This window comes from Acidovorax sp. Q11 (genome assembly GCF_054950075.1).
The window spans coordinates 19,392-45,804 of the sequence record NZ_JBUDZG010000012.1; the positions used below are offsets into that span (position 1 = coordinate 19,392).

General features: G+C 65.5%; 25 protein-coding genes. 14 read left to right on the forward strand and 11 right to left on the reverse strand.

Annotated features, from left to right (window positions below; genetic code table 11):
• The first annotated feature begins 57 nt into the window (after positions 1–57).
• Positions 58–402: a nucleotide pyrophosphohydrolase gene (locus ACYZGB_RS11675; RefSeq protein WP_462388425.1), complete on the forward strand. Its 345-nt coding sequence runs from the start codon at positions 58–60 to the stop codon at positions 400–402.
• 90 nt (positions 403–492) lie between these two features.
• Here ACYZGB_RS11675 and ACYZGB_RS11680 read toward each other — a convergent pair whose 3' ends face one another.
• Genes ACYZGB_RS11680 through ACYZGB_RS11690 form a run of 3 tightly spaced genes read right to left on the reverse strand, consistent with a single transcriptional unit; the run spans position 493 to position 3,413 of the window.
• The gene (locus ACYZGB_RS11680) at positions 493–1,530 is read right to left on the reverse strand and encodes a DctP family TRAP transporter solute-binding subunit (protein ID WP_462388427.1); all 1,038 of its coding nucleotides are present in this window, start codon (positions 1,528–1,530) and stop codon (positions 493–495) included.
• Between the two features lie 42 nt (positions 1,531–1,572).
• The gene (locus tag ACYZGB_RS11685) at positions 1,573–2,871 is read right to left on the reverse strand and encodes a TRAP transporter large permease (RefSeq protein ID WP_462388428.1); all 1,299 of its coding nucleotides are present in this window, start codon (positions 2,869–2,871) and stop codon (positions 1,573–1,575) included.
• Positions 2,868–3,413 (reverse strand): TRAP transporter small permease, encoded by a 546-nt coding sequence (locus tag ACYZGB_RS11690; protein WP_462388429.1) that lies wholly within the window; start codon positions 3,411–3,413, stop codon positions 2,868–2,870. Before ACYZGB_RS11690 ends, ACYZGB_RS11685 begins: the two co-directional genes overlap by 4 nt.
• 233 nt (positions 3,414–3,646) lie before the next feature.
• Between ACYZGB_RS11690 and ACYZGB_RS11695 the strand changes: the two genes are divergently transcribed.
• The 6 genes from ACYZGB_RS11695 (at position 3,647) to ACYZGB_RS11720 (ending at position 8,975) form a co-directional block, all read left to right on the forward strand.
• Complete coding sequence (locus tag ACYZGB_RS11695) at positions 3,647–4,579, forward strand: LysR family transcriptional regulator (protein ID WP_462388431.1); 933 nt, start codon at positions 3,647–3,649, stop codon at positions 4,577–4,579.
• 178 nt (positions 4,580–4,757) lie between these two features.
• Positions 4,758–5,657, forward strand: coding sequence for an amino acid ABC transporter substrate-binding protein (locus ACYZGB_RS11700; RefSeq protein WP_462388432.1), 900 nt, complete (start codon positions 4,758–4,760; stop codon positions 5,655–5,657).
• A 119-nt stretch (positions 5,658–5,776) separates the two neighbouring features.
• Entirely contained in the window at positions 5,777–6,676 is a 900-nt protein-coding gene (locus ACYZGB_RS11705; protein ID WP_462388433.1) for a transporter substrate-binding domain-containing protein, read from the forward strand.
• A gap of 112 nt (positions 6,677–6,788) precedes the next feature.
• On the forward strand, positions 6,789–7,547 hold the full coding sequence (locus tag ACYZGB_RS11710; RefSeq protein WP_063460033.1) for an amino acid ABC transporter permease: 759 nt from the start codon (positions 6,789–6,791) through the stop codon (positions 7,545–7,547).
• Position 7,548: 1 nt separating this feature from the next.
• Complete coding sequence (locus ACYZGB_RS11715; protein ID WP_137746977.1) at positions 7,549–8,214, forward strand: amino acid ABC transporter permease; 666 nt, start codon at positions 7,549–7,551, stop codon at positions 8,212–8,214.
• Between the two features lie 23 nt (positions 8,215–8,237).
• The gene (locus tag ACYZGB_RS11720) at positions 8,238–8,975 is read left to right on the forward strand and encodes an amino acid ABC transporter ATP-binding protein (RefSeq protein WP_462388434.1); all 738 of its coding nucleotides are present in this window, start codon (positions 8,238–8,240) and stop codon (positions 8,973–8,975) included.
• 228 nt (positions 8,976–9,203) lie between these two features.
• On the opposite strand, the gene ACYZGB_RS11725 is transcribed toward ACYZGB_RS11720, so the two are convergent.
• The gene (locus ACYZGB_RS11725) at positions 9,204–10,127 is read right to left on the reverse strand and encodes a MurR/RpiR family transcriptional regulator (protein WP_462388435.1); all 924 of its coding nucleotides are present in this window, start codon (positions 10,125–10,127) and stop codon (positions 9,204–9,206) included.
• Positions 10,128–10,227: 100 nt separating this feature from the next.
• Between ACYZGB_RS11725 and ACYZGB_RS11730 the strand changes: the two genes are divergently transcribed.
• From ACYZGB_RS11730 to ACYZGB_RS11755, 6 genes are all read left to right on the forward strand, one after another.
• Positions 10,228–11,409 (forward strand): M20 family metallopeptidase, encoded by a 1,182-nt coding sequence (locus ACYZGB_RS11730; protein WP_462388436.1) that lies wholly within the window; start codon positions 10,228–10,230, stop codon positions 11,407–11,409.
• Between the two features lie 207 nt (positions 11,410–11,616).
• Positions 11,617–12,606 (forward strand): Bug family tripartite tricarboxylate transporter substrate binding protein, encoded by a 990-nt coding sequence (locus tag ACYZGB_RS11735; RefSeq protein ID WP_462388437.1) that lies wholly within the window; start codon positions 11,617–11,619, stop codon positions 12,604–12,606.
• A gap of 164 nt (positions 12,607–12,770) precedes the next feature.
• Positions 12,771–13,838, forward strand: a complete 1,068-nt coding sequence (gene pyrC / locus ACYZGB_RS11740; RefSeq protein ID WP_462388439.1) for a dihydroorotase — start codon at positions 12,771–12,773, stop codon at positions 13,836–13,838.
• Entirely contained in the window at positions 13,823–14,596 is a 774-nt protein-coding gene (locus ACYZGB_RS11745) for a DUF3025 domain-containing protein (protein WP_462388440.1), read from the forward strand. Before pyrC ends, ACYZGB_RS11745 begins: the two co-directional genes overlap by 16 nt.
• A gap of 181 nt (positions 14,597–14,777) precedes the next feature.
• A complete protein-coding gene (gene htpX, locus ACYZGB_RS11750) occupies positions 14,778–15,656 on the forward strand; it encodes a protease HtpX (RefSeq protein WP_094288743.1) in 879 nt (292 codons plus the stop codon).
• 264 nt (positions 15,657–15,920) lie between these two features.
• Positions 15,921–17,489, forward strand: coding sequence for a methyl-accepting chemotaxis protein (locus tag ACYZGB_RS11755; protein ID WP_462388441.1), 1,569 nt, complete (start codon positions 15,921–15,923; stop codon positions 17,487–17,489).
• Between the two features lie 33 nt (positions 17,490–17,522).
• Here ACYZGB_RS11755 and ACYZGB_RS11760 read toward each other — a convergent pair whose 3' ends face one another.
• Positions 17,523–18,602: a GlxA family transcriptional regulator gene (locus ACYZGB_RS11760; RefSeq protein WP_462388443.1), complete on the reverse strand. Its 1,080-nt coding sequence runs from the start codon at positions 18,600–18,602 to the stop codon at positions 17,523–17,525.
• A 126-nt stretch (positions 18,603–18,728) separates the two neighbouring features.
• Here ACYZGB_RS11760 and ACYZGB_RS11765 point away from each other — a divergent pair, with 126 nt between their 5' ends.
• Complete coding sequence (locus ACYZGB_RS11765; RefSeq protein ID WP_462388445.1) at positions 18,729–20,072, forward strand: amidohydrolase; 1,344 nt, start codon at positions 18,729–18,731, stop codon at positions 20,070–20,072.
• A 30-nt stretch (positions 20,073–20,102) separates the two neighbouring features.
• Here ACYZGB_RS11765 and ACYZGB_RS11770 read toward each other — a convergent pair whose 3' ends face one another.
• The 6 genes from ACYZGB_RS11770 to rtcA all read right to left on the reverse strand — a co-directional run bounded on the left by ACYZGB_RS11770 (position 20,103) and on the right by rtcA (position 26,389).
• Positions 20,103–20,597, reverse strand: a complete 495-nt coding sequence (locus tag ACYZGB_RS11770) for a VUT family protein (protein ID WP_462388543.1) — start codon at positions 20,595–20,597, stop codon at positions 20,103–20,105.
• Positions 20,598–20,720: 123 nt separating this feature from the next.
• The gene (locus tag ACYZGB_RS11775) at positions 20,721–21,323 is read right to left on the reverse strand and encodes an HNH endonuclease (protein WP_462388446.1); all 603 of its coding nucleotides are present in this window, start codon (positions 21,321–21,323) and stop codon (positions 20,721–20,723) included.
• A 2-nt stretch (positions 21,324–21,325) separates the two neighbouring features.
• On the reverse strand, positions 21,326–22,285 hold the full coding sequence (locus ACYZGB_RS11780) for a DNA cytosine methyltransferase (protein WP_291469824.1): 960 nt from the start codon (positions 22,283–22,285) through the stop codon (positions 21,326–21,328).
• 75 nt (positions 22,286–22,360) lie between these two features.
• Positions 22,361–24,079, reverse strand: a complete 1,719-nt coding sequence (locus ACYZGB_RS11785; RefSeq protein WP_462388447.1) for an NAD(P)/FAD-dependent oxidoreductase — start codon at positions 24,077–24,079, stop codon at positions 22,361–22,363.
• Between the two features lie 213 nt (positions 24,080–24,292).
• A complete protein-coding gene (gene cysK, locus ACYZGB_RS11790; protein ID WP_462388448.1) occupies positions 24,293–25,210 on the reverse strand; it encodes a cysteine synthase A in 918 nt (305 codons plus the stop codon).
• A gap of 123 nt (positions 25,211–25,333) precedes the next feature.
• Positions 25,334–26,389 (reverse strand): RNA 3'-terminal phosphate cyclase, encoded by a 1,056-nt coding sequence (rtcA, locus tag ACYZGB_RS11795; protein ID WP_462388449.1) that lies wholly within the window; start codon positions 26,387–26,389, stop codon positions 25,334–25,336.
• Positions 26,390–26,413 lie beyond the last annotated feature (24 nt).

Below are 26,413 nucleotides of genomic sequence, written 5' to 3' on the forward strand. Positions count from 1 at the left end.
AAAAGGCCGTTTGCGCGCGATAGGTAAGCGCTTTTAGCTATCCAATCAGGAGTATTGATGTCCGCTGTCGATCTTGACGCCCTGCAGGCCCGGCTGCGCGCCTTTGCGGCTGAGCGCCACTGGCAGCCGTTCCACACGCCCAAGAACCTGGCCATGGCGCTGATGGTGGAGGCTGCCGAGCTGGCTGAGATCTTCCAGTGGATGACGCCCGAGCAGTCGCTCGCGGTGGCAGGCGATCCGGCGCTCAAGGACCCCATCGCCGACGAGGTGGCCGATGTGCTGCTCTACCTGCTGCAGATTGCCGACCACGCGGGCGTGGACCTGGCCCAGGCGGTGGAGAACAAGTTGCGCAAGAACGCGGTTAAGCACCCGGTGCCGGATGGAGATTCAAAACAAAAATAGCTGCCTGCGCCTGATTGACAAGCGCTGGCAGCTATCGTTTGTATAGCGCCATCAGATCGCTGACGGCGCAGGCTGGGCGGGCGTTTGCTGTTACTGCTTGCGCGCAGCAATCGCCTTCTCGGCCATGTTCACCAGGTCGGCGCCGATCTGGCCCTTCCACTTGTCGTACACGGGGCGGGTGGCCTTCACAAACGCGGCGCGTTCGGCGGGGGAGAGCTGCGTCACGGTCACGCCCAGGGCGGCGATGTCCTTGAGCAGGGGCTTGTCGGCCTCGACCACACCCTTGCGGGCGATGGCGATTTCTTCCTTGCCGGCGTCGATGGCGGCCTGCTTCACGATCTCTCGGTCCGCAGGTGTCCAGCTGTTCCAGATCTCCTTGTTCACCACAAAGATCAGCGGGTCGTTCACGTAGCCCCACAGCGTGATGTTCTTTTGCGCCACGCTGTGCAGCTTGGCGGCGGTGAAGATGGACAGCGGGTTCTCTTGCCCGTCCACCGCGCCGCTGGCAAAGGCGGGCTGTGCGTCGGCCCAGCTCATCTGCGTGGGGTTGGCGCCCAGGGCGGTGAAGGTGTCCAGGAACAGGGGCGAACCCACCACGCGGATCTTCAGGCCCTTGAGGTCTTCAGGGGTCTTGATCGCCTTCTTGGAGTTGGAGATTTCGCGGTAGCCGTTCTCGCCCCAGGCCAATGGCACCACACCCGCCTTGTCGAGCGTAGCAAAGATGCTCTTGCCCACGTCGCCCTGCGTCACCGCGTCCACAGCGGCGTAGTCGGGGAACAGGAAGGGCAGTGAGAACAGGTTGAGCTGCTTGACCTGGGGCGACCAGTTGATGGTGGAGCCCACGGCCATGTCGATCACACCCTGGCGCAGCGCGCTGAACTCGCGCGTCTGGTCGCCCTGGATCAGCGACACGCCGGGGTAGAGCTTGATGTTGATGCGGCCCTGGGTGCGCTCGCGCACCTTGTTGGCCCACAGCTCGCCACCCTTGCCCCAGGGGAAGGCGGGGCCCAGCACCAGCGACATGCGGTACTCGCTCTTGTAGGTGGTCTGCGCGATGGCGGCAGGGGCGGTGAAGGCCAGGGCGGCCGCAGCGGCCACGGCGGATGTGAGGAAGGTGCGCAATTTCATTGTTTCAGTCTCCTGGTTAGAAATTCATCAAACAGTAACGGGTCAGTAACCCAGCTTGGCGGGCAGCCACAAGGCCAGTTGCGGGAAGGCGATCACAAGCACCATCACCAGGAACATGGCCAGCAGCATCCAGCCCACCCAGCGCACGGTCGATTCCATGCGTACGCCCGCGATGCGGCACGAGACCATGAGGTTCACCGCCAGCGGCGGTGTGAACTGCCCCAGGGCGACCTTGAGCGTGAGGATCACGCCGAACCAGACGGGGTCCCACTGGTAGTGCTGCATGATGGGCAAGAGCAGCGGCACGAAGATCAGGAAGATCGAAATGCCGTCGAGGAACATGCCCACGGTGATCAGCAGCACGATCAAGAGCGCCAGCACGCCGTACTCGCCCAGGCCCGAGTTGACGATGGCCTTGGCCACCGGGTCGATCACGCCCAGCGTGGAGAGTGAATAGGCGAAGATGCCCGCGAGCGAGACCACGATGAGGATCACCGCCGACAGCTCGCCCGATTCGCGCAGGATGGGGAACAGGTCGCGCACCTTGATCGTGCGGTGGATCACCATGCCCACGAACAGGCCGTAGAACACAGCCACCACAGCGGCCTCGGTGGGCGTGAACCAGCCGGCGCGCATGCCGCCCAGAATCAGCACCGGCGCGGCCAGGCCCCAGGTGGCCTCGCGCAGGCTCTTCCAGAATGGCGGGCGGGGCATGGTCGCTTCCAGCTCGCCCATCTTGTGTTTGCGGGCCATCCACACGGCCGGCACGATCAGCGCGATGCCTGCCAGCACGCCGGGCACCATGCCGGCAGCAAACAGCGCGGGCACCGAGGCGCCGGGCACCAGCACAGAGTAGATGATGAAGGCCACCGAGGGGGGGATCAGGATGTCGGTCGCCGCCGCTGCGCCGACCACACTGGCCGAGAACGAGGGCGGGTAGCCCGCGCGCGACATGGCCGCGATCATCACCCCGCCCACGGCGGCGGCATTGGCCGGGCCCGAGCCAGAGATGCCGCCCAGGAACATGGCCACGGCAATCGCCACCAGCGGCAGCATGCCCGGGCCGCGCCCGACAATGGCCACGGCGAAATTGACCAGGCGCAGTGCCACACCCGAGCGGTCGAAGATCGAACCCACCAGCACAAACATGGGGATGGCCAGCAGCGGGTACTTGCCCAGCCCGGCATAGAAGTTCTGCGGCACGGCCAGCAGACCGAACCACTGGCTGTCGGCATTGGCCAGGGCGATGGCTGCGGCGCCCGCCAAGCCCAGCGCGGCGCCAATCGGCACGCCCACGAACATCAGGCCCAGGAAGGCCACAAACAACAGCGTGGCGATCATGGCGTGCTGTCCTCCGGTGCGGCACGCGTGCGCCGCACCAGCAGGCCCACGGCGCGTGCCGTGATCAGCGCCGAGATCACGGGCAGCCAGATCGAATACCACCATTGCGGCACGCCAATGCCGGGCGAGGTCTCGCCAAAGCGGTAGTCGTCCCACACCACGCGCACGCTGAGCACGGCGATAAGTGCAAACAGCACGGCCACGGTGGCCGCGCCCAGCTGGGCCAGCCGCTTGCGGCGTGCGGGGGAGCCGCCTTCGGCGAAGTATTCAATGCGGATGTGCTGGTCCCGCGCCACGGCGGCAGAACCCGCCACCAGGGCCAGCACGATCATCAGGAAGACCGAGATTTCCTCCGTCCAGGCGAAGGAGGAATTGGTGAAGTAGCGCACCAGCACATTGGCGAACGTGATCAGCGCCAGCGCTGCCATCACGAGGACGGTGAGCCAGTCTTCGAGCCGCAGCGAGCGCGGTTCGGACTCAGGGCCCGCAGCCGGGGGCGCAGCGTCGGTGGCGGCGGTCCCTAGGGGAGAAGAGGAGGACATGGGGGCAGGGATAGAGGAGAACAAACATGCGAGTGCTGGTCAATCGCTCGGCCCGGCAGTGTTGTGCACCAGGGGCTAGGGACAGGCCCTGAGGGCAAAAAGCGCGTTTGGCGCCGCTGGGTATTATGCGATGCGTTGCTAAGTGTGCACATCGTTGGTGCGCTGGGTGGGCGCTAGGTAAACCCTCATAGCCCCGTCCTGCACCGGGCAGGCGCCGCGCGGATAATGCGCCGATGGAAACCAAGTGGCTTGAAGATTTCGTCAGTCTTGCGGAAACGCGCAGCTTCAGCCGGTCTGCCCAGTTGCGGCATGTGACCCAGCCCGCGTTCTCGCGGCGCATCCAGGCCCTGGAAGCCTGGGCGGGCACCGATCTGGTGGACCGCAGCTCCTACCCCACGCGTCTCACGCCCGCAGGCAAAACCCTGTACGACCAGGCCCTGGAAATGCTGCAGGCGCTGCAGAACACCCGCGCCATGTTGCGCGCGCACACCAGTGCGGGCAAGGACATGATCGAGTTTGCCGTGCCCCACACACTGGCGTTCACCTTCTTCCCGGCTTGGGTGTCCAGCCTGGCCGACAAGTTCGGCCCGTTCAAGAGCCGGCTGATTGCCCTGAATGTGCATGACGCCGTGATGCGCCTGGTGGAAGGTGGCTGCGATCTGCTGATCGCCTATCACCATCCCTCCCAGCCCTTTCAGCTGGACGCCGACCGCTACGAGATGGTGAGCCTGGGGCAGGAGGTGATCTCGCCCTACAGCAAGGCCGACGCCGACGGCCAGCCCGTGCACCGCCTGCCGGGCCGTGCGGGCCAGCCGCTGCCTTACCTGGGCTACGCGCCCGGTGCCTACCTGGGGCGGGTCACGGAACTCATCCTCAAGCAGTCGGGCACCCCCATCCACCTGGAGCGGGTGTACGAGACCGATATGGCCGAGGGCTTGAAGGCCATGGCGCTCGAAGGCCATGGCGTGGCCTTTTTGCCGCACAGTGCCGTGAAGAAAGAGCTGCGCTCGCGCCGCTTGGTCAGTGCGGCGCCCTCCGAGGTCGAGGGACTGCAGATGACCATGGACGTGCGGGCCTACCGCGAGAAACCGGGGGGCAAGGAAGCCCCCAAGGGCACGGCCCAGGCGCTCTGGACCTACCTCCAGGCCCAGGCCGGGTCATGCTAAGGGTAAATACGGATATAAACACTTTGCATAGTTGCGCCCGCAAACGGCATTGGAGTTTCATAGTAACGACACGTACAGTTCGCGCCATCGCTGGGTCGGTGGCAACAACACATGCCTGCAACTGCCACGATGGCACGAACATTGCAAACCCGATTCCTTTCTTTTAACGGGACGTCGTATGAAAGTTCAGCACTGGAGATTCGCTAAGGGCCTGGTCGCCCTGGGCTGCCTGCTGGCGGCGTCCGTGCAGGCGGCGACGGTGCTGGAGCGCGTGAGCGCTGGCGGCAAGCTGGTGATTGCCCACCGGGAGTCGTCGGTGCCGTTCTCGTATGTCGATTCCCAGTCGGGCAAGCCCGTGGGCTACGCGGTGGACCTGTGCCTGCGCCTGGCCGAGGTGGTGCGCAAGAAGACCGGCAAGAAGGACATGGAAGTGGAGTTCGTGGCCGTCACGCCTGCCAACCGCATCACCATGATCGAGCAGGGCAAGGCCGACATGGAGTGTGGCTCCACCACCAACAACGCTGAGCGGCGCCAGAAGGTGGCGTTCACCATTCCCCACTTCATCACCGGCGCACGGTTGCTGGTGAAATCCGCCAGCCCCATCGACAAGGTGGAGGACCTCAATGGCAAGAAGCTGGTGTCCACCAAGGGCACCACGCCCCTCAAGGCGGCCGACCAGGCCAACCGCGAGCGCCTGATGGGCATCACCATCATGGAAGCGCCCGACCACGCCAAGGCGGTCGAGATGGTCGAAAAAGGCGAGGCCGATGCCTTTGTGATGGACGACGTGCTGCTGTATGGCCTGGCCGCTGGGCGGCCCGACCCCAAGGCACTCAAGGTGGTGGGCCGCTTCATGACCACCGAGCCGCTGGCCATCATGCTGCCCAAGAGCGACCCTGAGTTCAAGAAGCTGGTGGACGAGGAAATGCGCCGTCTGATCACCAGCCGCGATATTTATCCCATCTATGACAAGTGGTTCAACAAACCCATCCCCCCGAACAACACGGTGCTGAACCTGCCGGTCAGTTACCTGTTGCGTGACTTCTGGAAGTACCCTACCGATCAGGTCCCGTTCTGACTAATATCCTCGGGTAAGTCCTCCCCTATTTCTAGACGTTTGGGCTTGCAGCCCGGACGGGTTGCGGCCAGTCTCTAGAATTTCCCCCTTTTTTCTGTTTTCAACACAAGGAGATCCCTATGAAGAAACATTTGCTCGCGATTGCTGTGACCGCCCTGGCCGCAGGCAGCGCGTTTGCCCAAGCCACCGACACACTGGCCAAGATCAAGGCTTCTGGCAGCGTGACGCTGGGTGTGCGCGAGTCTTCGGGGCTTTCCTACACGCTGGGCAACGGCAAGTACGTGGGCTTCCACACCGAAATGGGTGAAATCGTGCTGGCCGACGTCCAAAAGCAACTGGGCCTGCCCAAGCTGGACATCAAGTACCAGCCCGTGACTTCGCAGAACCGCATCCCCCTGGTGACCAACGGCACCGTGGACCTGGAGTGCGGCTCCACCACCAACAACGCTGCCCGCCAGAAGGACGTGGCCTTTGCCGTGACCACCTATGTGGAAGAAGTCCGCATGGTCGTCAAGGCCAACTCGGGCATCACGTCCATCAAGGACCTGAACGGCAAGACCGTGGCCACCACCACAGGCACCACCTCGGTGCAAACGCTGCGCAAGCACGAGCGCGCTGGCGGCATCGACTTCAAGGAAGTCATGGGCAAGGACCACGCCGACAGCTTCCTGATGCTGGAAACCGGCCGTGCCGAAGCGTTCGTGATGGACGGCTCCATCCTGGCCGCCAACATCTCCAAGTCCAAGTCTCCCGCCGACTACAAGATCGTCGGCGAAGTGCTGAACGTGGAACCCATTGCCTGCATGCTGCGCAAGGACGACCCTGCGTTCAAGAAGGCCGTGGACGACTCCATCAAGCGCCAGATCAAGGACGGCTCGCTGGCCAAGCTGTACGACAAGTGGTTCATGCAGCCTGTGCCTCCAGCCAACGTGAAGATCGGCCTGCCGATGTCGGATGCGACCAAGGAAGCTTGGGCCAATCCGAATGACAAGCCCATGGAAGACTACGCCAAGAAGTAATCTTTGCGACGCTTGTGCCCCTTCGGCCAGCCGGTTTGAAGGGGCTTTTTTGTTGGACCGGGCGCCATGGTGCCTGGCCCGGCGCAATACCAAGAATTAAAGGGGTGCTCCTATGAGTTGGGATTGGCAGGTGTTCTGCCAGGACACCATGGACCGGGAAGTTGTGCAGAGCTGCTTTGGCAAGGGCGGCGACATCACTTACCTGGACTGGATGCTGTCGGCCTGGGGCTGGACCGTGTCCGTTTCGTTGCTGGCCCTGGTGCTGGCGCTTGTGTTGGGCTCATTGATCGGCACGCTGCGCACCTTGCAGGACCGGCCCATGATCGTTCGGCTGGGCAATGCCTGGGTCGAGCTGTTTCGCAATATTCCGCTGCTGGTCCAGATCTTCCTCTGGTACCACGTCATCCCCAGCCTGTTTCCTGTGATGAAGGGCGTGCCCGGCTTTGCACTGGTGGTGCTGGCTCTGGGCTTCTTCACCTCGGCGCGTATCGCCGAGCAGGTGCGCTCGGGCATCCAGGCCTTGCCGCGCGGTCAGCGTTATGCGGGCATGGCCGTGGGGTTCACCACCTTCCAGACCTACCGCTACGTGCTGCTGCCCATGGCGTTTCGCATCATCATCCCGCCGCTCACCAGCGAGACGATGAACATCTTCAAGAACTCGTCCGTGGCGTTTGCCGTGTCGGTGGCCGAACTGACCATGTTTGCCATGCAGGCCCAGGAAGAAACCTCGCGCGGCATTGAGGTCTACCTCGCCGTGACATCGCTGTACATCATCTCGGCCTTTGCCATCAACCGGATCATGGCGTTCATCGAAAAACGCGTGCGCATCCCGGGCATGGTGGTGGCCGGTGCGGCAGGGGGAGGACACTGATATGAATCTCGACTTCTCCTTCTACAACTGGGACCTGATCTCCAACTTCGTGCTCAAGGGGCTGTACTTCAGCCTGATGCTCACGGTGATCGCCACCATTGGCGGCGTGTTCTTCGGCACCCTGCTGGCGCTGATGCGCCTGTCGGGCAAGAAGTGGCTGGATGTGCCCGCCACCATCTACGTCAACGGGATGCGCTCCATCCCGCTGGTGATGGTGATTCTGTGGTTCTTCCTGCTGGTGCCTGCCATCATCGGCCGCCCCATCGGCGCCGAGGTATCGGCGGTCATCACCTTCATTGCCTTCGAAGCCGCGTATTTCAGCGAAATCATGCGCGCCGGTATCCAGTCCATCCCGCGTGGTCAGGTGTATGCCGGCCAGGCGCTCGGGATGACGTACGGCCAGAACATGAAGCTGGTGGTGCTGCCCCAGGCGTTCCGCAACATGCTGCCGGTGCTGCTCACGCAGACCATCATCCTGTTCCAGGACACCTCGCTGGTGTATGCGATTGGCGCCTACGACATGCTCAAGGGCTTTGAAGTGGCGGGCAAGAACTTTGGCCGTCCCATCGAGGCCTACCTGGCCGCCGCCGTGCTGTATTTTGTGATGTGCTACGCGCTGTCCTGGGCGGTCAAGCGCCTGCACCAGAAGATCGCCATCATCCGGTGATCCGAGAGATTGAGGAATAAACAATGATCGAACTCAAAAACGTATCCAAGTGGTATGGCCCCGTGCAGGTGCTCAACGAGTGCTCGGCCACCATCAACAAGGGCGAAGTGGTGGTGGTGTGCGGCCCTTCGGGCTCGGGCAAGTCCACGCTGATCAAGACCATCAACGCGCTCGAACCCTTCCAGAAGGGCGAGATCACGGTGGACGGCGTGAAGCTGCACGACCCCAGCACCAACCTGCCCAAGCTGCGCAGCCGCGTGGGCATGGTGTTCCAGCACTTCGAGCTGTTCCCCCACCTGTCGGTGACGGACAACCTGACCATTGCGCAGATCAAGGTGCTGGGCCGCAGCGCGGACGACGCCAAGAAGCGCGGCCTGAAGATGCTGGAGCGCGTGGGCCTGATCGCCCACAAGGACAAGTTCCCCGGCCAGCTCTCGGGTGGTCAGCAGCAGCGCGTGGCCATTGCCCGTGCGCTGTCGATGGACCCCATCGTGATGCTGTTCGACGAACCCACGTCCGCGCTCGACCCAGAAATGGTCGGCGAAGTGCTGGACGTGATGGTGGGCCTGGCCAACGAAGGCATGACCATGATGTGCGTGACCCACGAAATGGGCTTTGCCCGCAAGGTGAGCAACCGCGTGATCTTCATGGACGTGGGCGGCAAGATCCTGGAAGACTGCTCCAAGGAGGAGTTCTTCAACAACCCCGATGCACGCCAGCCCCGTACCAAGGACTTCCTCAACAAGATCCTGGCGCATTGATTCCCCCTGAGTCGCCTGCGGCGCCTTCCCCCAGGGGACGCCGCCAGCGCGGCGGGGCGGCCCTTGCGCGGCAGCTACTGGCCTAGGCCCTGCCTGTTCCACGGGTGTGGGCTGTCCGCAGGGCGGGATGAGGCCGGAAAGAGGAAGGTAAAAAGCGCTCTTCGGAGCGCTTTTTTCATGGGCACAGGAACGACCGAAAACGTGGGGCGGTCCAGCGGGGGGCGCCAGTTAGCGCTTGCTCCCCCGCCGCCCCGCAGGCGGGTTGCCTTCCACGATGAGCTGGGCTTCCACGTCCTTCCACAGGTCATCGCGCCGCTTCAGGGCTTCAGATACGGCCTCGTGCCGCAGCTGGGCCACGGCCGACACCAGGGCATTGCACACAAAAAATGCGGCGGTGTACGAGTCGAAGGGCGAGGCATTGGAGATGCGCACTTGCACGCGGTGGTGTGCCAGGGCCGCCAGTGGCGCGGCGTTGCTGTCGATGATGGCCAGCACCTGCGCCCCCGCGTCGCGGAACCGCTGGGCCACCTTCACCGGCCCGCTGGCATAGCGGCGGATGCTGAAGACCAGCAGCGTGTCCTCGGGCTGGATCCACAGCAACTGGTCGGTGGCGGCCACGGCGCCCGCGCCCAGCTCGTGCACGCCAGGGCGGCACATGTTCAGGTGCAGGGCCAGCCAGGCGGCCACGGGGGCGCTGTTGATCTGCGCCAGCACAAAGATGCGCCCCTGGCTCTGCGCGATGCGCGCGACGGTGGCCTCGAATGCCGCCATGTCCAGCCCGTCGCGCGTGGCGGTGATGTTGTGCTGGTCGTGCAGCACGGCGTCGTCCACACATTGCTGCAGGCTGCGTTCGGTGCCGATGGTGACGGGCGCGCGCTGCCCGGCGGTTTGCAGCAGCGCCGTGACCTCGCCCCGCGCCTCGCGCTGAGCCTCGGCATAACTCGCGTAGCCCAGCTTGGCAAACAGCCGCACCACGGTGGATGCGCTGGTGCCGGTGCGCGCCGCCAGCGCGGTGGCCGACTCCAGCAGCGCGTGCGGGTAGTCGCGCCCCAGCGCCTCGGCCAGGGCGCGCTCGCTGGCGGTGAGTTCGCTGCCCTGGCGGGCCAGGCGCTCGGTCAGCAGTGCGGTGGATGATTGCAATGATGATTTCATTTATGTCTCATTTATGAAAAATGTATTGCAAACAGCCGAAACGCGTGCAACACTGCGGCGCAAATTGTGCCCCGGCCCGGGGTATGACCCAAGGACAAACATGCACGAAACGCTCGAAAACACGGCGTCCCAGGCGCCATCGACCCTATCCGCCCCGGCACTGGCCTGGCTGGCGGCCCAGGGGCAGGCCATGCAAGACCTGTTGCAAAAAGTGGTCAACATCGACAGCGGCAGCCGCGACGAAGCGGGTGTGACCGCCGTGGCCCATGCGCTGGCCGAGCGCCTGCTGGCGGCAGGCGTGCCCGTGCAGTTCGAGCCCGTGCCCGGCTACGGCGTGCTGCTGCACGCCCAGGTCAATGCCGCAGGCGAGGGCGCGCCGATCATCCTCATGGGCCACATGGACACCGTGTACCCCGCTGGCACGGTGGCGCGCCGCCCCTTCCGCGTGGAAGACGGCCGTGCCTACGGCCCCGGCGTGGCCGACATGAAATCCGGCCTGGTGCTCAACGTGTTTGTGGCCGAGGCGTTTGCACGCTGTGGCGGCCTGGGCGCACCGCTGCACCTGTTCTTTTCGTGCGACGAAGAGATCGGTTCGCCCGCCACGCGCGACCTCATCATGGACCGCGTGCGGGGCGCCCGTGCCGTGTTCAATGCCGAGCCCGGCCGCGTGAGCGGCAACGTGGTCACCAGCCGCAAGGGCTCGATGGTGGTGGAGTTCGAAGTGACCGGCGTGGCCGCGCACGCAGGCATCAACCACGCGGCAGGCGCCAGCGCCATCGAGGCCATCGCGCGCAAGACGCTGGCACTGCACGCGCTGACCGACACGGCCACGGGCGTGACCTGCAACGTGGGTGTGGTGCAGGGCGGCATCGTGCCCAACATGGTCGCCCCACATGCCAAGGCCGAGGTGGACCTGCGTTTTACCGCCGACACCAACCCCGACGAGTTGCTGGAGCGCGTGCGCGCCATCGTCGAAGAAGTATCCGTGCCCCGCACCCAGGGCCGCATCACCACCGCGCGCCGCACCCTGCCCATGAAGCCTACCCCCGACTACCTGCTGGCGCTCTACCAGCAGGGCGCACGTTCGCTGGGCTTTGAGGTGCAGGGCGAGTTCACCGGCGGCGCGGCCGACAGCGGCCTCACGGCCTCGGTGGGTGTGCCCACGCTGTGTGCCACCGGCCCCGTGGGCGGCCATCCGCACACCGAGCGCGAATACTGTGAGCTGGCCACCTTCGTGCCCCGCGCACAGGCCGTGGCGCTGGCGGTGCTGGGCCACCCCTGAGAACGTGTGAAAGAACCCGCCATGCCTGCTCATTCCGCCAAAACGCAACCGATCGTCGTTGCAAATGCTCGCCATAGCACGCGCTATGACTGCGCTTTGCGCCTAGATCGGCCGCGTTTTCACGGCCTGCTCAGGCACGCCGGATTCATTCACGCGTTCTGATTCCTGCTTTTTCTTTCGATTGTTTTTTGCGTTTTGATGACCGCCATGAACCACATCCCTTCCCGTCGCCACCTCCTGTCCACCGGCCTGGGCCTCGCGGGCCTTGCTGCCGTGCCTGCCTGGGCGCAGGAAAAATTCCCCTCGCGCCCCATCACGCTGGTTGTGCCGTTCCCACCCGGGGGTTCGGTGGACATCATGGCGCGCCAGTATTCCGAGCCGCTGTCCAAGGTGCTGGGCGTGCCCATCGTGGTGGAAAACCGCGCGGGCGCGGGCGGTTCGGTGGGCGCGCAGTATGTGGCGCGCGCCAAGGCCGACGGCTATACGCTGGTCGTGTCGTCGCAAAGCAGCCACCTGGCCAACCCGCTCACGCAGCCCAAGGTGGGTTACGACCCGGTCAAGGACTTTGAAAACATCGCCATCCTGGGCCGCCTGCCCAATGCGCTGGTGGTGCACAGCAGCCTGCCGTTCAAGACCTTCAAGGAGTTCATCGACTACGCCAAGAAGAACCCCGGCAAGCTCAACTACGGCAGCGGCGGCGTGGGCAGCATGGGCCAGCTGAACGTGGAAATGCTCAAGGCCGCCACCGGCGCCTTCACCACCCACATCCCCTACCGGGGCGGCACGCCGCTGATCACCGCAGTGCTGGGCAACGAGGTGCAGTTCATCCTCGACAACCTGGTCATCATGCTGCCGCACATCCAGGCGGGCAAGGTGCGTGCGCTGGCCCTGGCCAACGACCAGCGCCTGCCGCAGCTGCCCGACGTGCCAACCCTGGCCGAAGTGGGCTACCCCCAGCTCAACCTCACGTCGTGGATTGGCCTGGCCGCGCCCGGCGGCACGCCCGACGCCATCGTGCAGACCCTGTACAAGGCCGTGCGCGAGGTCGCCACCTCGCCTGCCATGCTGGCCAACCTCAAGGAGCGCGGCGTGATCGCACCCGAAGAGATGACCCCCGCCGCGTTCGAGAAGATGATGTCCGAGCGCCTGGTGAAGTTTGGCGAGGTGGTGCGCAAGGCGGGCATCACCGCCGAGTAAGGTGTTCAGGATGCTCTTCACGAATCAGCGCGCGGTGTGCCTCTGCGGCTTGGGTGGATGAAGGGCATCCTTTGGGCGCTGAAATCTGAGGTTTTTTAGCGATCGGCGCGCAACTGGTAAGCGCTGATAGCTATCAAAATTATAGTAATCATGCCAATGGGACAATGTCGCCCATGACAGCCGCACTCCACACCCCCACCGCGCCCACCACCCTCACCATCACCCGCCCCGACGACTGGCACCTGCATGTGCGCGACGGGGAGCCGCTGCACACGGTGGTGCCCCACACCGCCGCCCAGTTTGGCCGCGCGATCATCATGCCCAACCTGCGCCCACCGGTCACCACGGCCGAGCAGGCCCTGGCCTACAAACAGCGCATCCTGGCCGCCGTGCCCGCTGGCGTGCAGTTCGAGCCGCTGATGACGCTGTACCTCACCGACAACCTGCCCGCCGACGAGATCGCGCGCGCCAAGGACGCGGGCGTGGTGGCCTGCAAGCTCTATCCCGCCGGCGCCACCACCAACAGCGATGCGGGCGTGACCGACCTGCGCAAGACCTACAAGACGCTCGAAGCCATGCAGAAGGCGGGCATGCTGCTGCTGGTGCACGGCGAGGTGACCAGCAGCGACATCGACCTGTTCGACCGCGAGGCCGTGTTCATCGAGCAGCAGCTCATCCCGCTGCGCCGCGACTTCCCCGAGCTGAAGATCGTCTTCGAGCACATCACCACCAAGGACGCGGCCGACTACGTGATGCAGGCCGACCGCTTCACCGCCGCCACCATCACCGCGCACCACCTGCTGTACAACCGCAACGCCATATTCATTGGTGGCGTGCGCCCGCACTATTACTGCCTGCCGGTGCTCAAGCGCGAAACGCACCGCGTGGCGCTGGTGCAGGCCGCTACCAGCGGCAGCAGCAAGTTCTTCCTGGGCACCGACAGCGCACCGCACCCCGCGCACCTCAAGGAACACGCCAGCGGCTGCGCGGGCTGCTATACGGCCCACGCCGCCATCGAGATGTATGCCGAGGCGTTCGACAACGCGGGCGCGCTCGACAAACTCGAAGGTTTTGCCAGCTTCTACGGCCCCGACTTCTACAACCTGCCGCGCAACACGGGCACGATCACCCTGCGCCGCGAATCGTGGACGCCCCCCGACAGCTTTGCGTTTGGCGAAGCCGAACTCAAGCCCCTGCGCGCCGGTGAAGCCCTGCCGTGGCGGCTGGTGTAAGCGAGGCCTTCGACGCCATCGACTGGAGTGCTCCCTGGCTGGCGCCGTGGCGCGGCCAGGGCCAGCCTGCGGCGCAGCGGGTGCTTCAGGGCAATCTGGCGGTGCACCAGGCTTTGCAGGCCACCGCACCGTTGGGCGTGCCTGTGGGCTTCGTGCTGCAAGACGAGCTGCCAGACGGTACCGCCTACGAGCAGTACATCTGGGACACCCGCCGTGTGCCCACGCGCGACAACCTGCACGACTTTTTCAACGGCCTGGTCTGGCACCAGTTTCCGCACACCAAGCGCCGCCTGAACCAGCTGCAGGCCCAGGCCATTGCTACTGACGGCGTGCAGGCCGTGCGCGGGCCGCTGCGCGATGCGCTCACGGTGTTTGATGAAAACGGCGCAGTGCTGCAGGCGCCCGACGCGCTGTGGCAGGCGCTGCGCTCGCGCGACTGGACGCGGCTGTTCATCGACCTGCGCCCGCTGTGGGGCCAGGCCCGCCTGGTGCTGGTGGGCCACGCGCTGATGGAAAAGCTGGTTGCACCCAGAAAACCCATGGTTGCGCACGTCTATCAAGCTCCACAAGCTATTGAATCCATAGCGGATCTGGATGCCTGGCTGGCGCAGGAGATTCAGCCCCAGCCCTGGGCTGCCAAACCTTTCTCGCCGCTGCCGGTGCTGGGCGTGCCCGGCTGGTGGCCCGCCAACGAGGTGCAGGGTTTTTACGCCGATGCCCAGGTGTTCCGGCCGCCCCGCGCCGCCGCAGGGGCCTAATTCCCGCCAAGGCTTGTGTGATAAGGGCGTGGTGAAGGTTTGCACCTACCATAGCGCGATGCAATCGCGGCCAGGGGGCGGGTGCTTTGCCCACCGGGTGGCGGCGCTTGAAGCGCGGCGCCCGGCCCCCATCTGAGCCAGCAAACACCTGTTGTTGTTTACCCCACGGAGAATTCAAGCCATGAAGCGGATCCTGTTATTTGTGATGACCAACCTGGCCGTCGTTGTCGTGCTGGGGGTGGTGGCCAGCCTGCTGGGCGTCAACCGCTACCTCACGGCCAACGGGCTGAACCTGGGCGCGCTGCTGGGCTTTGCGCTGGTCATGGGTTTTGGCGGCGCCATCATTTCGCTGCTCATCAGCAAGCCCATGGCCAAGTGGACCTCGGGCGTGCGCGTGATCGACGGCTCCGGCTCGCCCGACGAGCGCTGGATTGTCGAGACTGTGCGCAAGTTTGCCGACAAGGCGGGCATCGGCATGCCCGAAGTCGGTATCTTCGAAGGCGATCCGAATGCCTTTGCTACCGGCGCGTTCAAGAATTCGGCGCTCGTGGCCGTGTCCACCGGCCTGCTGCAGGGCATGACGCGTGACGAGGTCGAGGCCGTGATCGGCCACGAGGTGGCCCACATTGCCAATGGCGACATGGTGACCATGACGCTGATCCAGGGCGTGATGAACACCTTTGTGGTGTTCCTGTCGCGCGTGATCGGCTATGCGGTGGACAGCTTTCTGCGCAAGAACGACGAGAACAGCTCGGGCCCCGGCATCGGCTACTACGTCACCACCATCGTGCTCGACATCGTGCTGGGCTTTGCCGCAGCCATCATCGTGGCCTGGTTCAGCCGCCAGCGCGAGTTCCGTGCCGACGCAGGCGCAGCGCAACTCATGGGCCGCCGCCAGCCCATGATCAATGCCCTGGCCCGCCTGGGCGGCATGCACCCCGGCGAGCTGCCCAAGAGCGTGGCCGCCATGGGCATTGCCGGTGGCATTGGCAAGCTGTTCAGCACCCACCCGCCCATCGAAGAGCGCATTGCTGCGCTGCAGAACGCGCAGCAGCAATAAGGGCCGACCGGGTGGGGCTGGGCCCCCCGGTGTCCCCCAAGAAGCCGCCGCAGGGTTTGCGCCCTGCGGCGGTTTCCTTTTGGGGCAACCAACCAGGTTGCGGGGCATCGCAGGGGCTCGCACCATGGCAGGCCCCTTGCCACCTCAAGTGGGTGTCACCTTGTGTCGATAAGCTGGTGTGTGCCTGCGGTGCCCCGGCGCATGCCCCGGGGCTGGTTGTCGACTGCGGCCCGGTGTTTTTTGTCCCCCCACGGAATCCTCTTTATGTCCATCTCCCACGCACGTGTTGCGGTTCGCCTGGCCCTGGCCTTTGGTGTTGTGTGTCTTGTCATGTCGCTGTCGGCGGCCGTGGGCATCTGGCGGCTGGCGGGGCTGCAGGACATTGCCGACGACCTGGGCGGCGCGTCGTCCGAACGTGCGTTGCTGGCGCGCGAGCTGCATGCCATCGTGGTGCTCAGCTCCGCGCGTGCCGAGACCCTGCTGGAAATCGATAACGCCGCCTATGCTGCCCGTATCGATGCCGACCGCAAGGTGACTTCGGCCCGGTCCTCCGAAGTGCGCAAGCGCCTGGACGAACTGGCGGCAGACCCCGAATCCCAGGCGCTGTTCGACGCCATCGACAAGGCGGGCAACGGCTTTCGTACCGTACGGGACGACTTGGTGAAGCGCCGCAAGGCGGGCGAGGCCTTGCCCGCAGACGCAGTGGCCAACCAGCTGCGCCCGGCGGCCGAAGCCTACGCAGCAGCCGTGAACAAGCTGGCCGAGTTCCAGCGCCAGCGCGTGGCCCAGGCCCGCGAGGCCGCCGCCAGCAGCGAACGCCAGGGTATCGCCCTGCTGGCGGCAGGTTCGGCGGTCGGCTTGTTGCTGAGCCTGGCCTGTGCGTGGTGGCTATCGCGCTCCATCCTGCGGCCGCTGGCCCAGGCCTCCGAGGTCACCGACTGCATCGCCGAAGGCGACCTCACCTCGTCCATCCCCGCCTTGAGCGCGGGCAACCGCGACGAGCTGCAGGCCCTGCAGTCGCGCCTGGGTGGCATGCAGGCTCGCCTGGCGGGGCTGGTGGTGGGTATGCGCCAGGCCAGCACCTCGGTGGCCGGTGCCAGCAGCGAGATTGCGGCGGGCAACAGCGACCTGTCGGCGCGCACCGAACACACGGCCTCCAACCTCGAAGAGATCGCTGCGAGCATGGAGGAGCTGCTGGCCACCGTGCGCCACAGCGCCGATGCCGCCGCGCAGGCCAGCAGCCTGGCCACGGGCGCGAGCGACGTGGCCCGCCGAGGCCGCGAGGCGGTGGACCGCGTGGTGGGCACCATGGACGGCATTGCGCTGTCGTCCCGCCGCATCGCCGACATCACCAGCGTGATCGACGGCATCGCCTTCCAGACCAACATCCTGGCGCTCAACGCCGCCGTCGAGGCCGCGCGTGCGGGTGAGCAAGGGCGGGGCTTTGCCGTGGTGGCGGGCGAGGTGCGCAGCCTGGCCCAGCGCTCGGCCACGGCAGCCAAGGAGATTGGGGGCCTGATCAGCGACAGCGTGCGGCAGGTGGACGAAGGCTCCAAGCTCGTGCACGCGGCCGGCAGCACCATGGGTGAGATTGTCGACTCGGTGGGCCAGGTGGCCACCATCATTGGCGAGATCAGCACGGCGGCGCGTGAGCAGACCACGGGCCTGAGCCAGGTGGGAGAGGCCGTCTCGCAGCTCGACCAGATGACGCAGCAGAACGCTGCGCTGGTGGAGGAATCCTCCGCCGCAGCCCAGGGCCTGCGTGTGCAGGCGCAGCAACTGGCCGAGCTGGTGGAGGCCTTCCGCCTGCCCGCTGGCAACGCGCTGCGCTGAGCAGGGCTGGGCGGAGAGCAGGGGCGTACCGCTCTACTTCACCTCCACCCGCCAGCGCCGCCGTGGCGCACGCAGCGCATGGCGCTTGCGGTACTCGGCCGGGGCCATGCCGGTGTAGCGCACAAAGATGCGCCGGAACGCCGCCGGGTCGGCGTAGCCGCAGGCCACGGCAATGCTGGGCACGCTTTCCAGCGTCACCTCCAGCATCACCCGGGCACGCGCGCAGCGCAGGCCGTGCAGGTGGTCCAGCGGCGACTGCGACAGCTCCTGCTGAAAATGCCGCAGCAGGGTGCGTGTGCTCACCGATGCGGCCTCGGCCAGCCGGTCCAGCGAGTAAGGCTGGTCCAGGTGCGCCTCCATCCAGGCAATGGCGCGGGCCAGGGTGCTGTCGCGCGTGGCCGGGATGTGCTGCTGTGCGTTGGCCTGCAGCGCCGCGCGGGCGCGCTGGTGGTCGGGGGTCATCACGGTCTCGCAGGCGGCGGCCAGCTCCGGCCCCAGCGCCTGGCGCACCAGGGCAATGGCCAGCAGGTTCACGTTGCTGGGCAGCGCGCAGCTCAGCCAGGGGCCGTCGTCCGACAGGTCCTGGCCCAGGCTGTGGCCGATGCCCGGGAAGTCCCGTTCAAACCCCGCGATGTAGAACCAGGGCAGGCAGGCCTGGCGCCCATTCAGCCGCCCGCTTTGCGCCGCCAGCCAGGCGCCATTGCCCATGGTGAGCAGCTTTTGCCCTGCGTCCAGCGCAATGCCCAGCTGGCGTGACAGCGCCTGGTGGCGGGCTGCCACGGCACGGATGGCCGGGATGTCTGGCGCGTGGAACGAGGGGATGAACAGCGCCCGGGTGGGGGCCAGTGCCGCATCCTGGTCATCTGGCACCGTGTAGGCTGCCAGGGGGCTCGGCAAGGGGGCCAGGGGCAGGCCCTCGGCGTCCAGCAGGCGCCAGGCAAGGCGGGGTGCTTGTGCACCCAGCCGCTGACTGGCCAGCAGGTTGGCGCCGCGCAGCAGGTCGATGAGCTGCAGGGCACTGCCTGCGGCCGATTCGGGCAGCAGCGGGATGTCCACGCGGAACACCGGGGGCTTGGGCGGCGCCGAAGGCAAGGACGAAGGTGACGGCGGCATGGCGATATTGGCTCTGTGTATGGCGATTTTCGCTTTTCATGAAGGCAGCGTGCGCTTTTAGCATGAACGTGCTTTTCGCTTCCCCACCCAGGCCCTCGTGGCTGTTCACTCCCTACGGATCTGCCCATGCACAAACCCCTCTCTGCCATTGCGCTTGCCACCGGCCTCGTCGCCAGCGGGCTGACTTTTGTCTCTTCGGCCCAGGCCCAGGTGCTGGATGCCGCGGGCCTGCAGACCATCGACGCCGCCGTGAACGCCGTGGCGCCCAAGATGGTCAGCTGGCGCCGCGATATCCATGCCCACCCCGAACTCTCGGGCCAGGAAGTGCGCACCGCCAAGCTCGTGGCCGAGCACCTCAAGAAGCTGGGCATGGAGGTGCAGACCGGCGTGGGCGGCACGGGCGTGGTGGGCACGCTCAAGGGCGGCCTGCCCGGCAAGGTGGTGGCCCTGCGCGCTGACATGGACGCGCTGCCGGTACTGGAAAACACCGCCCTGCCATTTGCCAGCAAAGCCAAGGCCACCTACCTGGGCAAGGAAGTGCCCGTGATGCACGCCTGTGGCCATGACGCCCACACCGCCATGCTGATGGGCGCGGCCGAGGTGCTGGCGAGCATGAAGGCCCAGCTGCCCGGCACGGTGAAGTTCATCTTCCAGCCCGCAGAAGAGGGCGCGCCCGTGGAGGCCGATGCCAACGGCAAGGTGCCCAGCTTCGGCGCCAAGGCTATGATCGAAGCCGGTGCGCTCAAGGACGTGCAGGCCATCTACGGCCTGCACATCACCTCCAACCTGCCGGGCGGCGTGGTGGGCTACCGCAGCGGCCCGCTGATGGCTGGGTCGGACAACATCACCATCCATGTGGAAGGGCGGGGCGGCCATGGCTCGTCGCCCTGGGCCACCATCGACCCCATCGTGGCCGCCAGCCAGGTGGTGATGGGCCTGCAGACCGTGGTGAGCCGCCAGCTCAACATCAGCCAGGAACCGGTCGTGGTCACCATCGGCCAGATCCAGGGCGGCACCCGCTACAACATCATCCCCGACAAGGTGGAGATGATGGGCACGCTGCGCACGTTTGACGAAGACATGCGCCAGGAAGCGCTCAAGCGCATCACCACCACGGCCGAATCGATCGCTGCCGCCAGCGGCGCCAAGGCCAGCGTGCGTTTTGGCCCCGTGGCCTACCCCGTGACCACAAACCCTGCGCAACTCACACAGGCGTCGCTGCCCGCGCTGAACCTGGCCATGGGCGGCAAGACCATGGTGATCCCCAAGGTGGCGGGCTCGGAGGACTTCTCGGAGTTCCAGAAGGTCGTGCCTGGCTTCTTCTACTTCCTGGGCGCACCGCCCAAGGGCAAGGAATTTGCCAAGGCGCCACCCAACCACTCCGCGCTGTTCGACATCGACGAAGACCAGCTGCCGACCGGCGCACGCAGCCTGGCCGCACTGGCCGTGGACTTCCTGCAGCGCAAGTAAGAAGCGAAAAGAAGAGGGGCGCCGCGCGGCTCAGGCCGTGCGGCGGGACGAAGCCAGTCGGCTGCCGATGAGCAGGCGAAACGGCAGCAGCAGCGCCACGCCCAGCCCCAGCTTCACCGCGAGGTCACCCAGTGCCCAGGTGATCCACGGGTCGCTGGTGCCCCCAAACGCAATGCTCCAGAACACGGCCGTGTCCAGCATGGCCGCCAGTAGTGTGGCCACCAGCGGCGCGCGCCACCAGGTGCCGTGGCGCAGGCGGTCGAACACGGCAATGTCCAGCCATTGCGAGAGCAGAAAGGCTGCGCCCGACGCGATGGCAATGCGCGCAGGCGCCAATACCAGCGAGGCGGCCACCGCCACCGCAAACCCCACCCAGGCCACCCGCCGCGCCTGCTGCGGGCCGTGGGCGCGGTTCACCAGCTCGCTCACCAAAAAGGCCACCGGGTAGGTGATGGCGCCCCAGGTGAGCCAGTTGTTGATGGGGAACTGCACGAGGACGTTGGACGCCAGCACCACGGCGGCCATGGCCAGCGCGGCTATGGTGAACTGGCGCAAAGTAGAAGTGGTAAACGCTGAGGCGGCCACGGTGTGTGTGCGAGTGTGTACGGCTTCAAATGGGGGTGTGCAGATTGCACACCTGCCAAGCGCTCACGGCTTGGGTTGTAGGTGCGCGCTGGCCTGCTGTGGGAATTTCGCCATGAGCCACTTGAGTACTTCTAGCTGATCTGCTGCCGTGGCGCGGCGAACCTGGATCAGGATTTTTTGCAGATCCGGGCGGGTCAAGGTGGCATTGGATGCGCCTTCGTTGCAGACCGAGCAGATGGCGCGCAAATTGGCGGGGTCATCGGTGCCGCCCATGCTTTTGTCGATGACATGCCCGAGGTGCAAGCGCGTTTTGCGGGTGGTGTCGTAGGGGTGGGGTTCACCTGCTACGGCTCCGCACATCTGGCAAGTGAACCCGTTCCGGTCCAGCACAAAGGCCCGTGTTTCTTTCGAAATGGCACGTGCGAATGCCGGTTGTGGCTTAGCGGTTTCGAGCAGGTATTGCCCGGGCTTGAGTGCGCTGCGGTCGTTGTGCGTCAGGATCAGGTAACCCTCTTCGGTGCGCAGTTCACGCACCCTTCGAGCCCATTCAGATTGGTTGTCTGCCACCGTGCGCAGCTCGTCTGAGTCCATCACGCGACCCAAGTTGGCGAGGAAATGGGCGCGCAGTTTGCCTCGGGCGCCACCCCTGGCAGGTTTGTCTTGCATGGTCAGGCTCGTTTGAGTTTGGGTTTTGCGGCCGCGTTGAGCGCGATGCGTATTTTTTCACCGACTGCGCAGGCGACCGGGGGCGGGAAAGCATTGCCGATTTGCCGGTAAGCCGCTGTTTTTTTCCCGCTGAATTGCCAGTGATCTGGGAAGCCCTGGATGCGAGCGGCCATTCGAACCGTCAAACGAGGCATGCCGACGAAGTCGGGCTCTGGGGCTGCATTGGCAATCCCCATGCCATCCACGCCAAGCGCTGCCCACGCCTTTTTGGCGCGCGTGGGGCCGAGGTCTGGGCCCCCATGCTTTTTGCTGCCTCCCACCAAGGTCGGGGCAATCTCATTCGCCTGTTGCCTCCATTGCTCAGCGCCGTGCCATCCATCGGCTTGCATCAGATCTACCAGCGCATCGCCCACGGTTGGCGGGCGTTTCGATTGGGCTTCGGGCCAGCTGAAGTAGGCTGCGGCATCCTTCTTCAGCGCTACAAAAACCACCCGTGGCCGTAACTGCGGCACGCCGTAGTCACTTGCATGCAGCAAGCGCCATTCAGCCACGTAGCCCAACTTTTGAAGGCTCTCAACAATGCTCTTGCGGTAGTCGTCGAACACTGCATCCAGCAGGCCGCGCACGTTCTCCAGCATCACTGCCTCGGGCAGGCATTCAGACACCAAACGAATGGCCTCCGGAAAAAGGTCCCGCTCATCGTCGATTCCGAGTTGTTTTCCCGCTTTCGAGAAAGGAGGGCAGGGAACCCCTCCTGCCAACAAAGCAACACCCCGCCAGCGATCTGCTTGGTAGTGGCGCACATCACCTTGCGTGACATGCCATTGCGGGCGATTGAACCGCAGGGTTTCGCAGGCTGGTGGCTCGATCTCAACCAGACTGACATGCTCAAAACCGGCCTGCTCCAAGCCTAGCGCCTGGCCGCCTGCACCCGCGCAGATTTCAATGGAACTCAGCGGCACAGCAAATCCTTCGGGCTAAAAACTGTTTAAGCATACAGTATTTTGGTGAATGCGGAGATAGAAGAACGCCGCCGCTTAGAGGCTCTGCGCCAATATGCAGCGCGCCACCGCCTCACCCACCTTGATGCCATCCACGCCCGCCGACAGGATGCCGCCCGCGTAGCTCGCGCCTTCACCCGCCGGGTACAGGCCCGGTGTGTTCAGGCTTTGCAGGTTCTCATTGCGCCCGATCTTGAGCGGCGACGAGGTGCGTGTCTCCACGCCCGTCAGCACCGCGTCGTGCATGTCAAAGCCCTTGATCTTGCGGCCGAACGCGGGCAGCGCCTCGCGCAGCGCCTCGATGGCGTAGCCGGGCAGGGCAGCGTGCAGGTCGGTGAGAAGCACGCCGGGCTTGTACGAGGGCTCCACATCACCCAGCTGCGTAGATGGCTTGCCCGCGATGAACTCGCCCACCAGCTGGCCCGGTGCGCTGTAGTCACGCCCGCCCAGCACAAAGGCATTCGATTCGAGCTGGCGCTGCAGCACGCTGCCTGACAAGGGGTGGAACTGCCCGGCGGGCAGGGCCTCGACGCCATAGGTCTGGCCCAGGTGGGTTTCAAATGCCTGCGCGTCCTGCGGGTAGTCGCGTGGGTCGATGCCCACCACCATGCCCGCGTTGGCATTGCGCTCGTTGCGCGAATACTGGCTCATGCCGTTGGTCACCACGCGGTTGGGCTCGCTGGTGGCGGCCACCACGGTGCCACCGGGGCACATGCAGAAGCTGTACACCGCGCGCCCGTTGGCGGCGTGGTGCACCAGCTTGTAGTCGGCCGCGCCCAGCAGCGGGTGGCCCGCGTGGCGGCCCCAGCGGGCGCGGTCGATCACGCCCTGCGGGTGTTCGATGCGGAAACCGATGGAGAACGGCTTGGCCTCCATGGCCACGCCGCGCTTATACAGCATGGCAAAGGTGTCGCGCGAGCTGTGGCCCAGGGCCATCACCACATGGTCGGCACGCAGCTCGGTGGTCTCGCCCGTGGCCTGGTTCAGCACCTTCAGGCCGCGCAGGTGGCGCTGGTCGCCCTGGCCTTCGATGATCACGTCCGTCACGCGCTGCTCGAAGCGGATCTCGCCGCCCAGCGCAATGATCTGCTCACGCAGGTTCTCCACCACCTTCACCAGCTTGAAGGTGCCGATGTGCGGGTGGGCCACGTACAGGATTTCTTCGGGCGCGCCGGCCTTGACGAACTCGTTCATCACCTTGCGGCCCAAGTGGCGCGGGTCCTTGATCTGGCTGTAGAGCTTGCCGTCACTGAAAGTGCCTGCGCCGCCTTCACCAAACTGCACGTTGCTTTCGGCATGCAGCTCGCGCTTGCGCCACAGGCCCCAGGTGTCTTTGGTGCGCTCGCGCACGGTCTTGCCGCGCTCCAGCACGATGGGCTTGAAGCCCATTTGCGCCAGCACCAGTGCGGCAAAGATGCCACAGGGGCCAAAGCCCACCACCACGGGGCGCAGCGGCAGTTTGGCGGGCGCCTGGCCCACAGCGTGCCAGGCCATGTCGGGCGTGGGCTGGATGTGCGGGTTGCCTGCGAACTGCGCCAGCAGTGCGGCCTCGCGCGCTGGCTGAGCCAGCGTGATGTCCACGATGTACACCGCCAGCAGGTCCACCTTGCGCGCATCGAAGCTGCGCTTGAACACATGCAGGTGGGCGATGTCGGCATCGGCGATGCCCAGGATTTTGGTAACAGCGGCGCGCAGGGGCGCCTCGGGGGCTTCGGCCACGGTAAAGGGCAGCCGGATTTCGGAGAGTCGGATCATGGTCTTGCGGGCCCGTGTCGATCGGGCGGCGTGCAAAGTCGTGGGGCCGTGATTTTACCGGCGTGGCCCCGCTGACCAGCCCCCACAAAAAAGGCCCGCCGGGTGGCGGGCCTTGGGGCCAAAGCTATTAAAACCTGTTTGCTATCAATTAAATAGCATTAAGCGCTTGATGGTCGCGCGCAAACGGCCATTTTGGCTTGTATTTTTTGCCCCTCAAGCAGGCAGAAAGTCTTCCACCGACAGGTAACGCTCGCCCGTGTCGTAGTTGAAGCCCAGCACCTTGGCGCCCGCAGGCAGCTCGGGCAGCTTTTGCGCAATGGCCGCCAGCGTGGCGCCCGACGAGATGCCCACCAGCAGGCCCTCCTCGCGCGCGGCGCGGCGGGCAAATTCGCGCGCCGGTTCGGCATCGACCTGGATCACGCCGTCCAGCAGGCTGGTGTCCAAGTTCTTGGGGATGAAGCCCGCGCCAATGCCCTGGATCGGGTGGGGCGAGGGCTGGCCGCCCGAAATCACAGGCGATGCCGAGGGCTCGACCGCAAACACCTTGAGATTCGGAAACTGAGCCTTGAGCACCTTGGCAACACCCGTGATGTGGCCGCCTGTGCCCACGCCCGTGATCAGCGCATCGATGCCATCGTGGAAGTCGGCCAGGATCTCCTGCGCCGTGGTGCGCACATGGATGTCGATGTTGGCGGGGTTCTCAAACTGCTGCGGCACCCACGCGCCGGGCGTCTGCGCCTGCAGCTCCTGGGCGCGGGCAATCGCGCCCTTCATGCCTTTCTCGCGCGGCGTCAGGTCAAACTGCGCGCCGTAGGCCAGCATCAGGCGGCGGCGCTCGATGCTCATGCTGTCGGGCATCACCAGGATCAGCTTGTAGCCCTTGACTGCCGCCACCAGCGCCAGGCCGATGCCGGTGTTGCCGCTGGTGGGCTCGATGATGGTGCCGCCGGGCTTGAGCGCGCCGGACTTTTCTGCGTCTTCCACCATGGCCAGCGCAATGCGGTCCTTGATAGAGCCACCGGGGTTGCTGCGCTCGGACTTCACCCACACATTGGCACCCGGGCCAAACAGGCGGTTGATGCGCACGTGGGGCGTGTTGCCAATGGTCTGCAGAATGTTGTCAACTTTCATGGCGTCTCCTGTGAGGTGTCGGATTGGTTTGGAGGGAGGTGAAGCGCATTCTGAACCAGTTGTTCTATGGCTCTGGTGATATGGATATAGCCAGGGTGAAGGCAGCCATGGCAGCGCCTACCGTCAGCCCGCAGGCCGGATCTCCACTTGCATCGCCCGCTCCACCGGCGTGATCTGCACCCGCACCGGTAGCCCCAGCGCAATCGTCTGCGCATTGGTGGCCGTGTGCTGCGTCACTTCGCTGCAGGTGTAGCGGGCCGCTTGGCCGCTGCGCCACACGGCCAGGGCCAGCGGCAGCATCCACTGGTCGGCCAGGTGCGGGCCTAAAGCGCCCGCGCTGCGCTGGTAGGTGCGCACCTCGTCCACCAGCCGTTTGGCCACCTGCTCAGCGGCCAGGCTGCGCTCGCCCAGCTGGCAAAACACCTCGGTGATGTGTGCGTACTCCAGGTTGGCAATCAGCGCATTGCCGGGACCCTCGTTCTGGCGCGTGGGTGGGTGGCGCAATTGGCCTGCCTCCTCCGTCCAGCCCATGCGCTGGCCCAGGGTCTGCAGCTCACGCACTGCCACGCCGCGCGAGATGCCAGGGGCCAGTGCATCGGCCCAGGCGTTTTGCAGCGGGCCGCGCTCCATCACATCCACGGGCGTTAAAGGCTGCGCTGATGGGGTGACGTGCGCCACCAGCTCACCCCCACCGGCCGGGAAGAAACCGCGGCGTTTGAGCTCCAGCTCCAGCCCCACGCCCAGCCGCCGCACCAGCGGCGCAAATGCCCGCTCCAAAAAGTCAAATGGCGGTGCCATGGGGTTGTGCGTGCCGCCCAGCAACTCCACCCGGCTCGGGCCATCGGCCAGCATCAGCGCGGGCAGCACCGTCTGCAGCACCAGCAGGCAACTGCCCGCCGTCGCAATCTGAAAACGGTAGTCGCCTGCACGTACTGCACCGGGCGTGAACACCAGCGTTTGCGAGTTCAGCTCCGCCCCCTCGGCCTGCCCGCCGCACACGGCCACCGCCGCCTGCACGCAGGCCAGGTGCTGGCGCATCAGACCCGGCTTGGGCCGCCCGGCACGGATGCGGGTGATGTGCAGCGGGTGCCCGGTGACCATGGACAGCGCCAGGCCGGTGCGCAGGATCTGGCCGCCGCCTTCCCCGGTGGAGCCGTCGAGGGTGAGTGGGACCTGCATGGAGCGCGAAGGTTGATGAATGTA

Bases quoted from the DNA above. Each gene is read 5' to 3' on its own strand.
- ACYZGB_RS11775 (WP_462388446.1), bottom strand. From the start codon at position 21,323: ATGCAAGACAAACCTGCCAGGGGTGGCGCCCGAGGCAAACTGCGCGCC.
- pyrC (WP_462388439.1), top strand. From the start codon at position 12,771: ATGTCGCCCATGACAGCCGCACTCCACACCCCCACCGCGCCCACCACC.
- rtcA (WP_462388449.1), bottom strand. From the start codon at position 26,389: ATGCAGGTCCCACTCACCCTCGACGGCTCCACCGGGGAAGGCGGCGGC.
- ACYZGB_RS11725 (WP_462388435.1), bottom strand. From the start codon at position 10,127: ATGAAATCATCATTGCAATCATCCACCGCACTGCTGACCGAGCGCCTG.
- ACYZGB_RS11700 (WP_462388432.1), top strand. From the start codon at position 4,758: ATGAAAGTTCAGCACTGGAGATTCGCTAAGGGCCTGGTCGCCCTGGGC.
- ACYZGB_RS11710 (WP_063460033.1), top strand. From the start codon at position 6,789: ATGAGTTGGGATTGGCAGGTGTTCTGCCAGGACACCATGGACCGGGAA.
- ACYZGB_RS11695 (WP_462388431.1), top strand. From the start codon at position 3,647: ATGGAAACCAAGTGGCTTGAAGATTTCGTCAGTCTTGCGGAAACGCGC.
- ACYZGB_RS11705 (WP_462388433.1), top strand. From the start codon at position 5,777: ATGAAGAAACATTTGCTCGCGATTGCTGTGACCGCCCTGGCCGCAGGC.
- ACYZGB_RS11685 (WP_462388428.1), bottom strand. From the start codon at position 2,871: ATGATCGCCACGCTGTTGTTTGTGGCCTTCCTGGGCCTGATGTTCGTG.
- ACYZGB_RS11690 (WP_462388429.1), bottom strand. From the start codon at position 3,413: ATGTCCTCCTCTTCTCCCCTAGGGACCGCCGCCACCGACGCTGCGCCC.
- ACYZGB_RS11785 (WP_462388447.1), bottom strand. From the start codon at position 24,079: ATGATCCGACTCTCCGAAATCCGGCTGCCCTTTACCGTGGCCGAAGCC.
- ACYZGB_RS11755 (WP_462388441.1), top strand. From the start codon at position 15,921: ATGTCCATCTCCCACGCACGTGTTGCGGTTCGCCTGGCCCTGGCCTTT.
- ACYZGB_RS11680 (WP_462388427.1), bottom strand. From the start codon at position 1,530: ATGAAATTGCGCACCTTCCTCACATCCGCCGTGGCCGCTGCGGCCGCC.
- ACYZGB_RS11770 (WP_462388543.1), bottom strand. From the start codon at position 20,597: ATGGCCGCCGTGGTGCTGGCGTCCAACGTCCTCGTGCAGTTCCCCATC.
- cysK (WP_462388448.1), bottom strand. From the start codon at position 25,210: ATGAAAGTTGACAACATTCTGCAGACCATTGGCAACACGCCCCACGTG.
- ACYZGB_RS11765 (WP_462388445.1), top strand. From the start codon at position 18,729: ATGCACAAACCCCTCTCTGCCATTGCGCTTGCCACCGGCCTCGTCGCC.
- ACYZGB_RS11715 (WP_137746977.1), top strand. From the start codon at position 7,549: ATGAATCTCGACTTCTCCTTCTACAACTGGGACCTGATCTCCAACTTC.
- ACYZGB_RS11675 (WP_462388425.1), top strand. From the start codon at position 58: ATGTCCGCTGTCGATCTTGACGCCCTGCAGGCCCGGCTGCGCGCCTTT.
- ACYZGB_RS11760 (WP_462388443.1), bottom strand. From the start codon at position 18,602: ATGCCGCCGTCACCTTCGTCCTTGCCTTCGGCGCCGCCCAAGCCCCCG.
- ACYZGB_RS11735 (WP_462388437.1), top strand. From the start codon at position 11,617: ATGAACCACATCCCTTCCCGTCGCCACCTCCTGTCCACCGGCCTGGGC.
- htpX (WP_094288743.1), top strand. From the start codon at position 14,778: ATGAAGCGGATCCTGTTATTTGTGATGACCAACCTGGCCGTCGTTGTC.
- ACYZGB_RS11720 (WP_462388434.1), top strand. From the start codon at position 8,238: ATGATCGAACTCAAAAACGTATCCAAGTGGTATGGCCCCGTGCAGGTG.
- ACYZGB_RS11730 (WP_462388436.1), top strand. From the start codon at position 10,228: ATGCACGAAACGCTCGAAAACACGGCGTCCCAGGCGCCATCGACCCTA.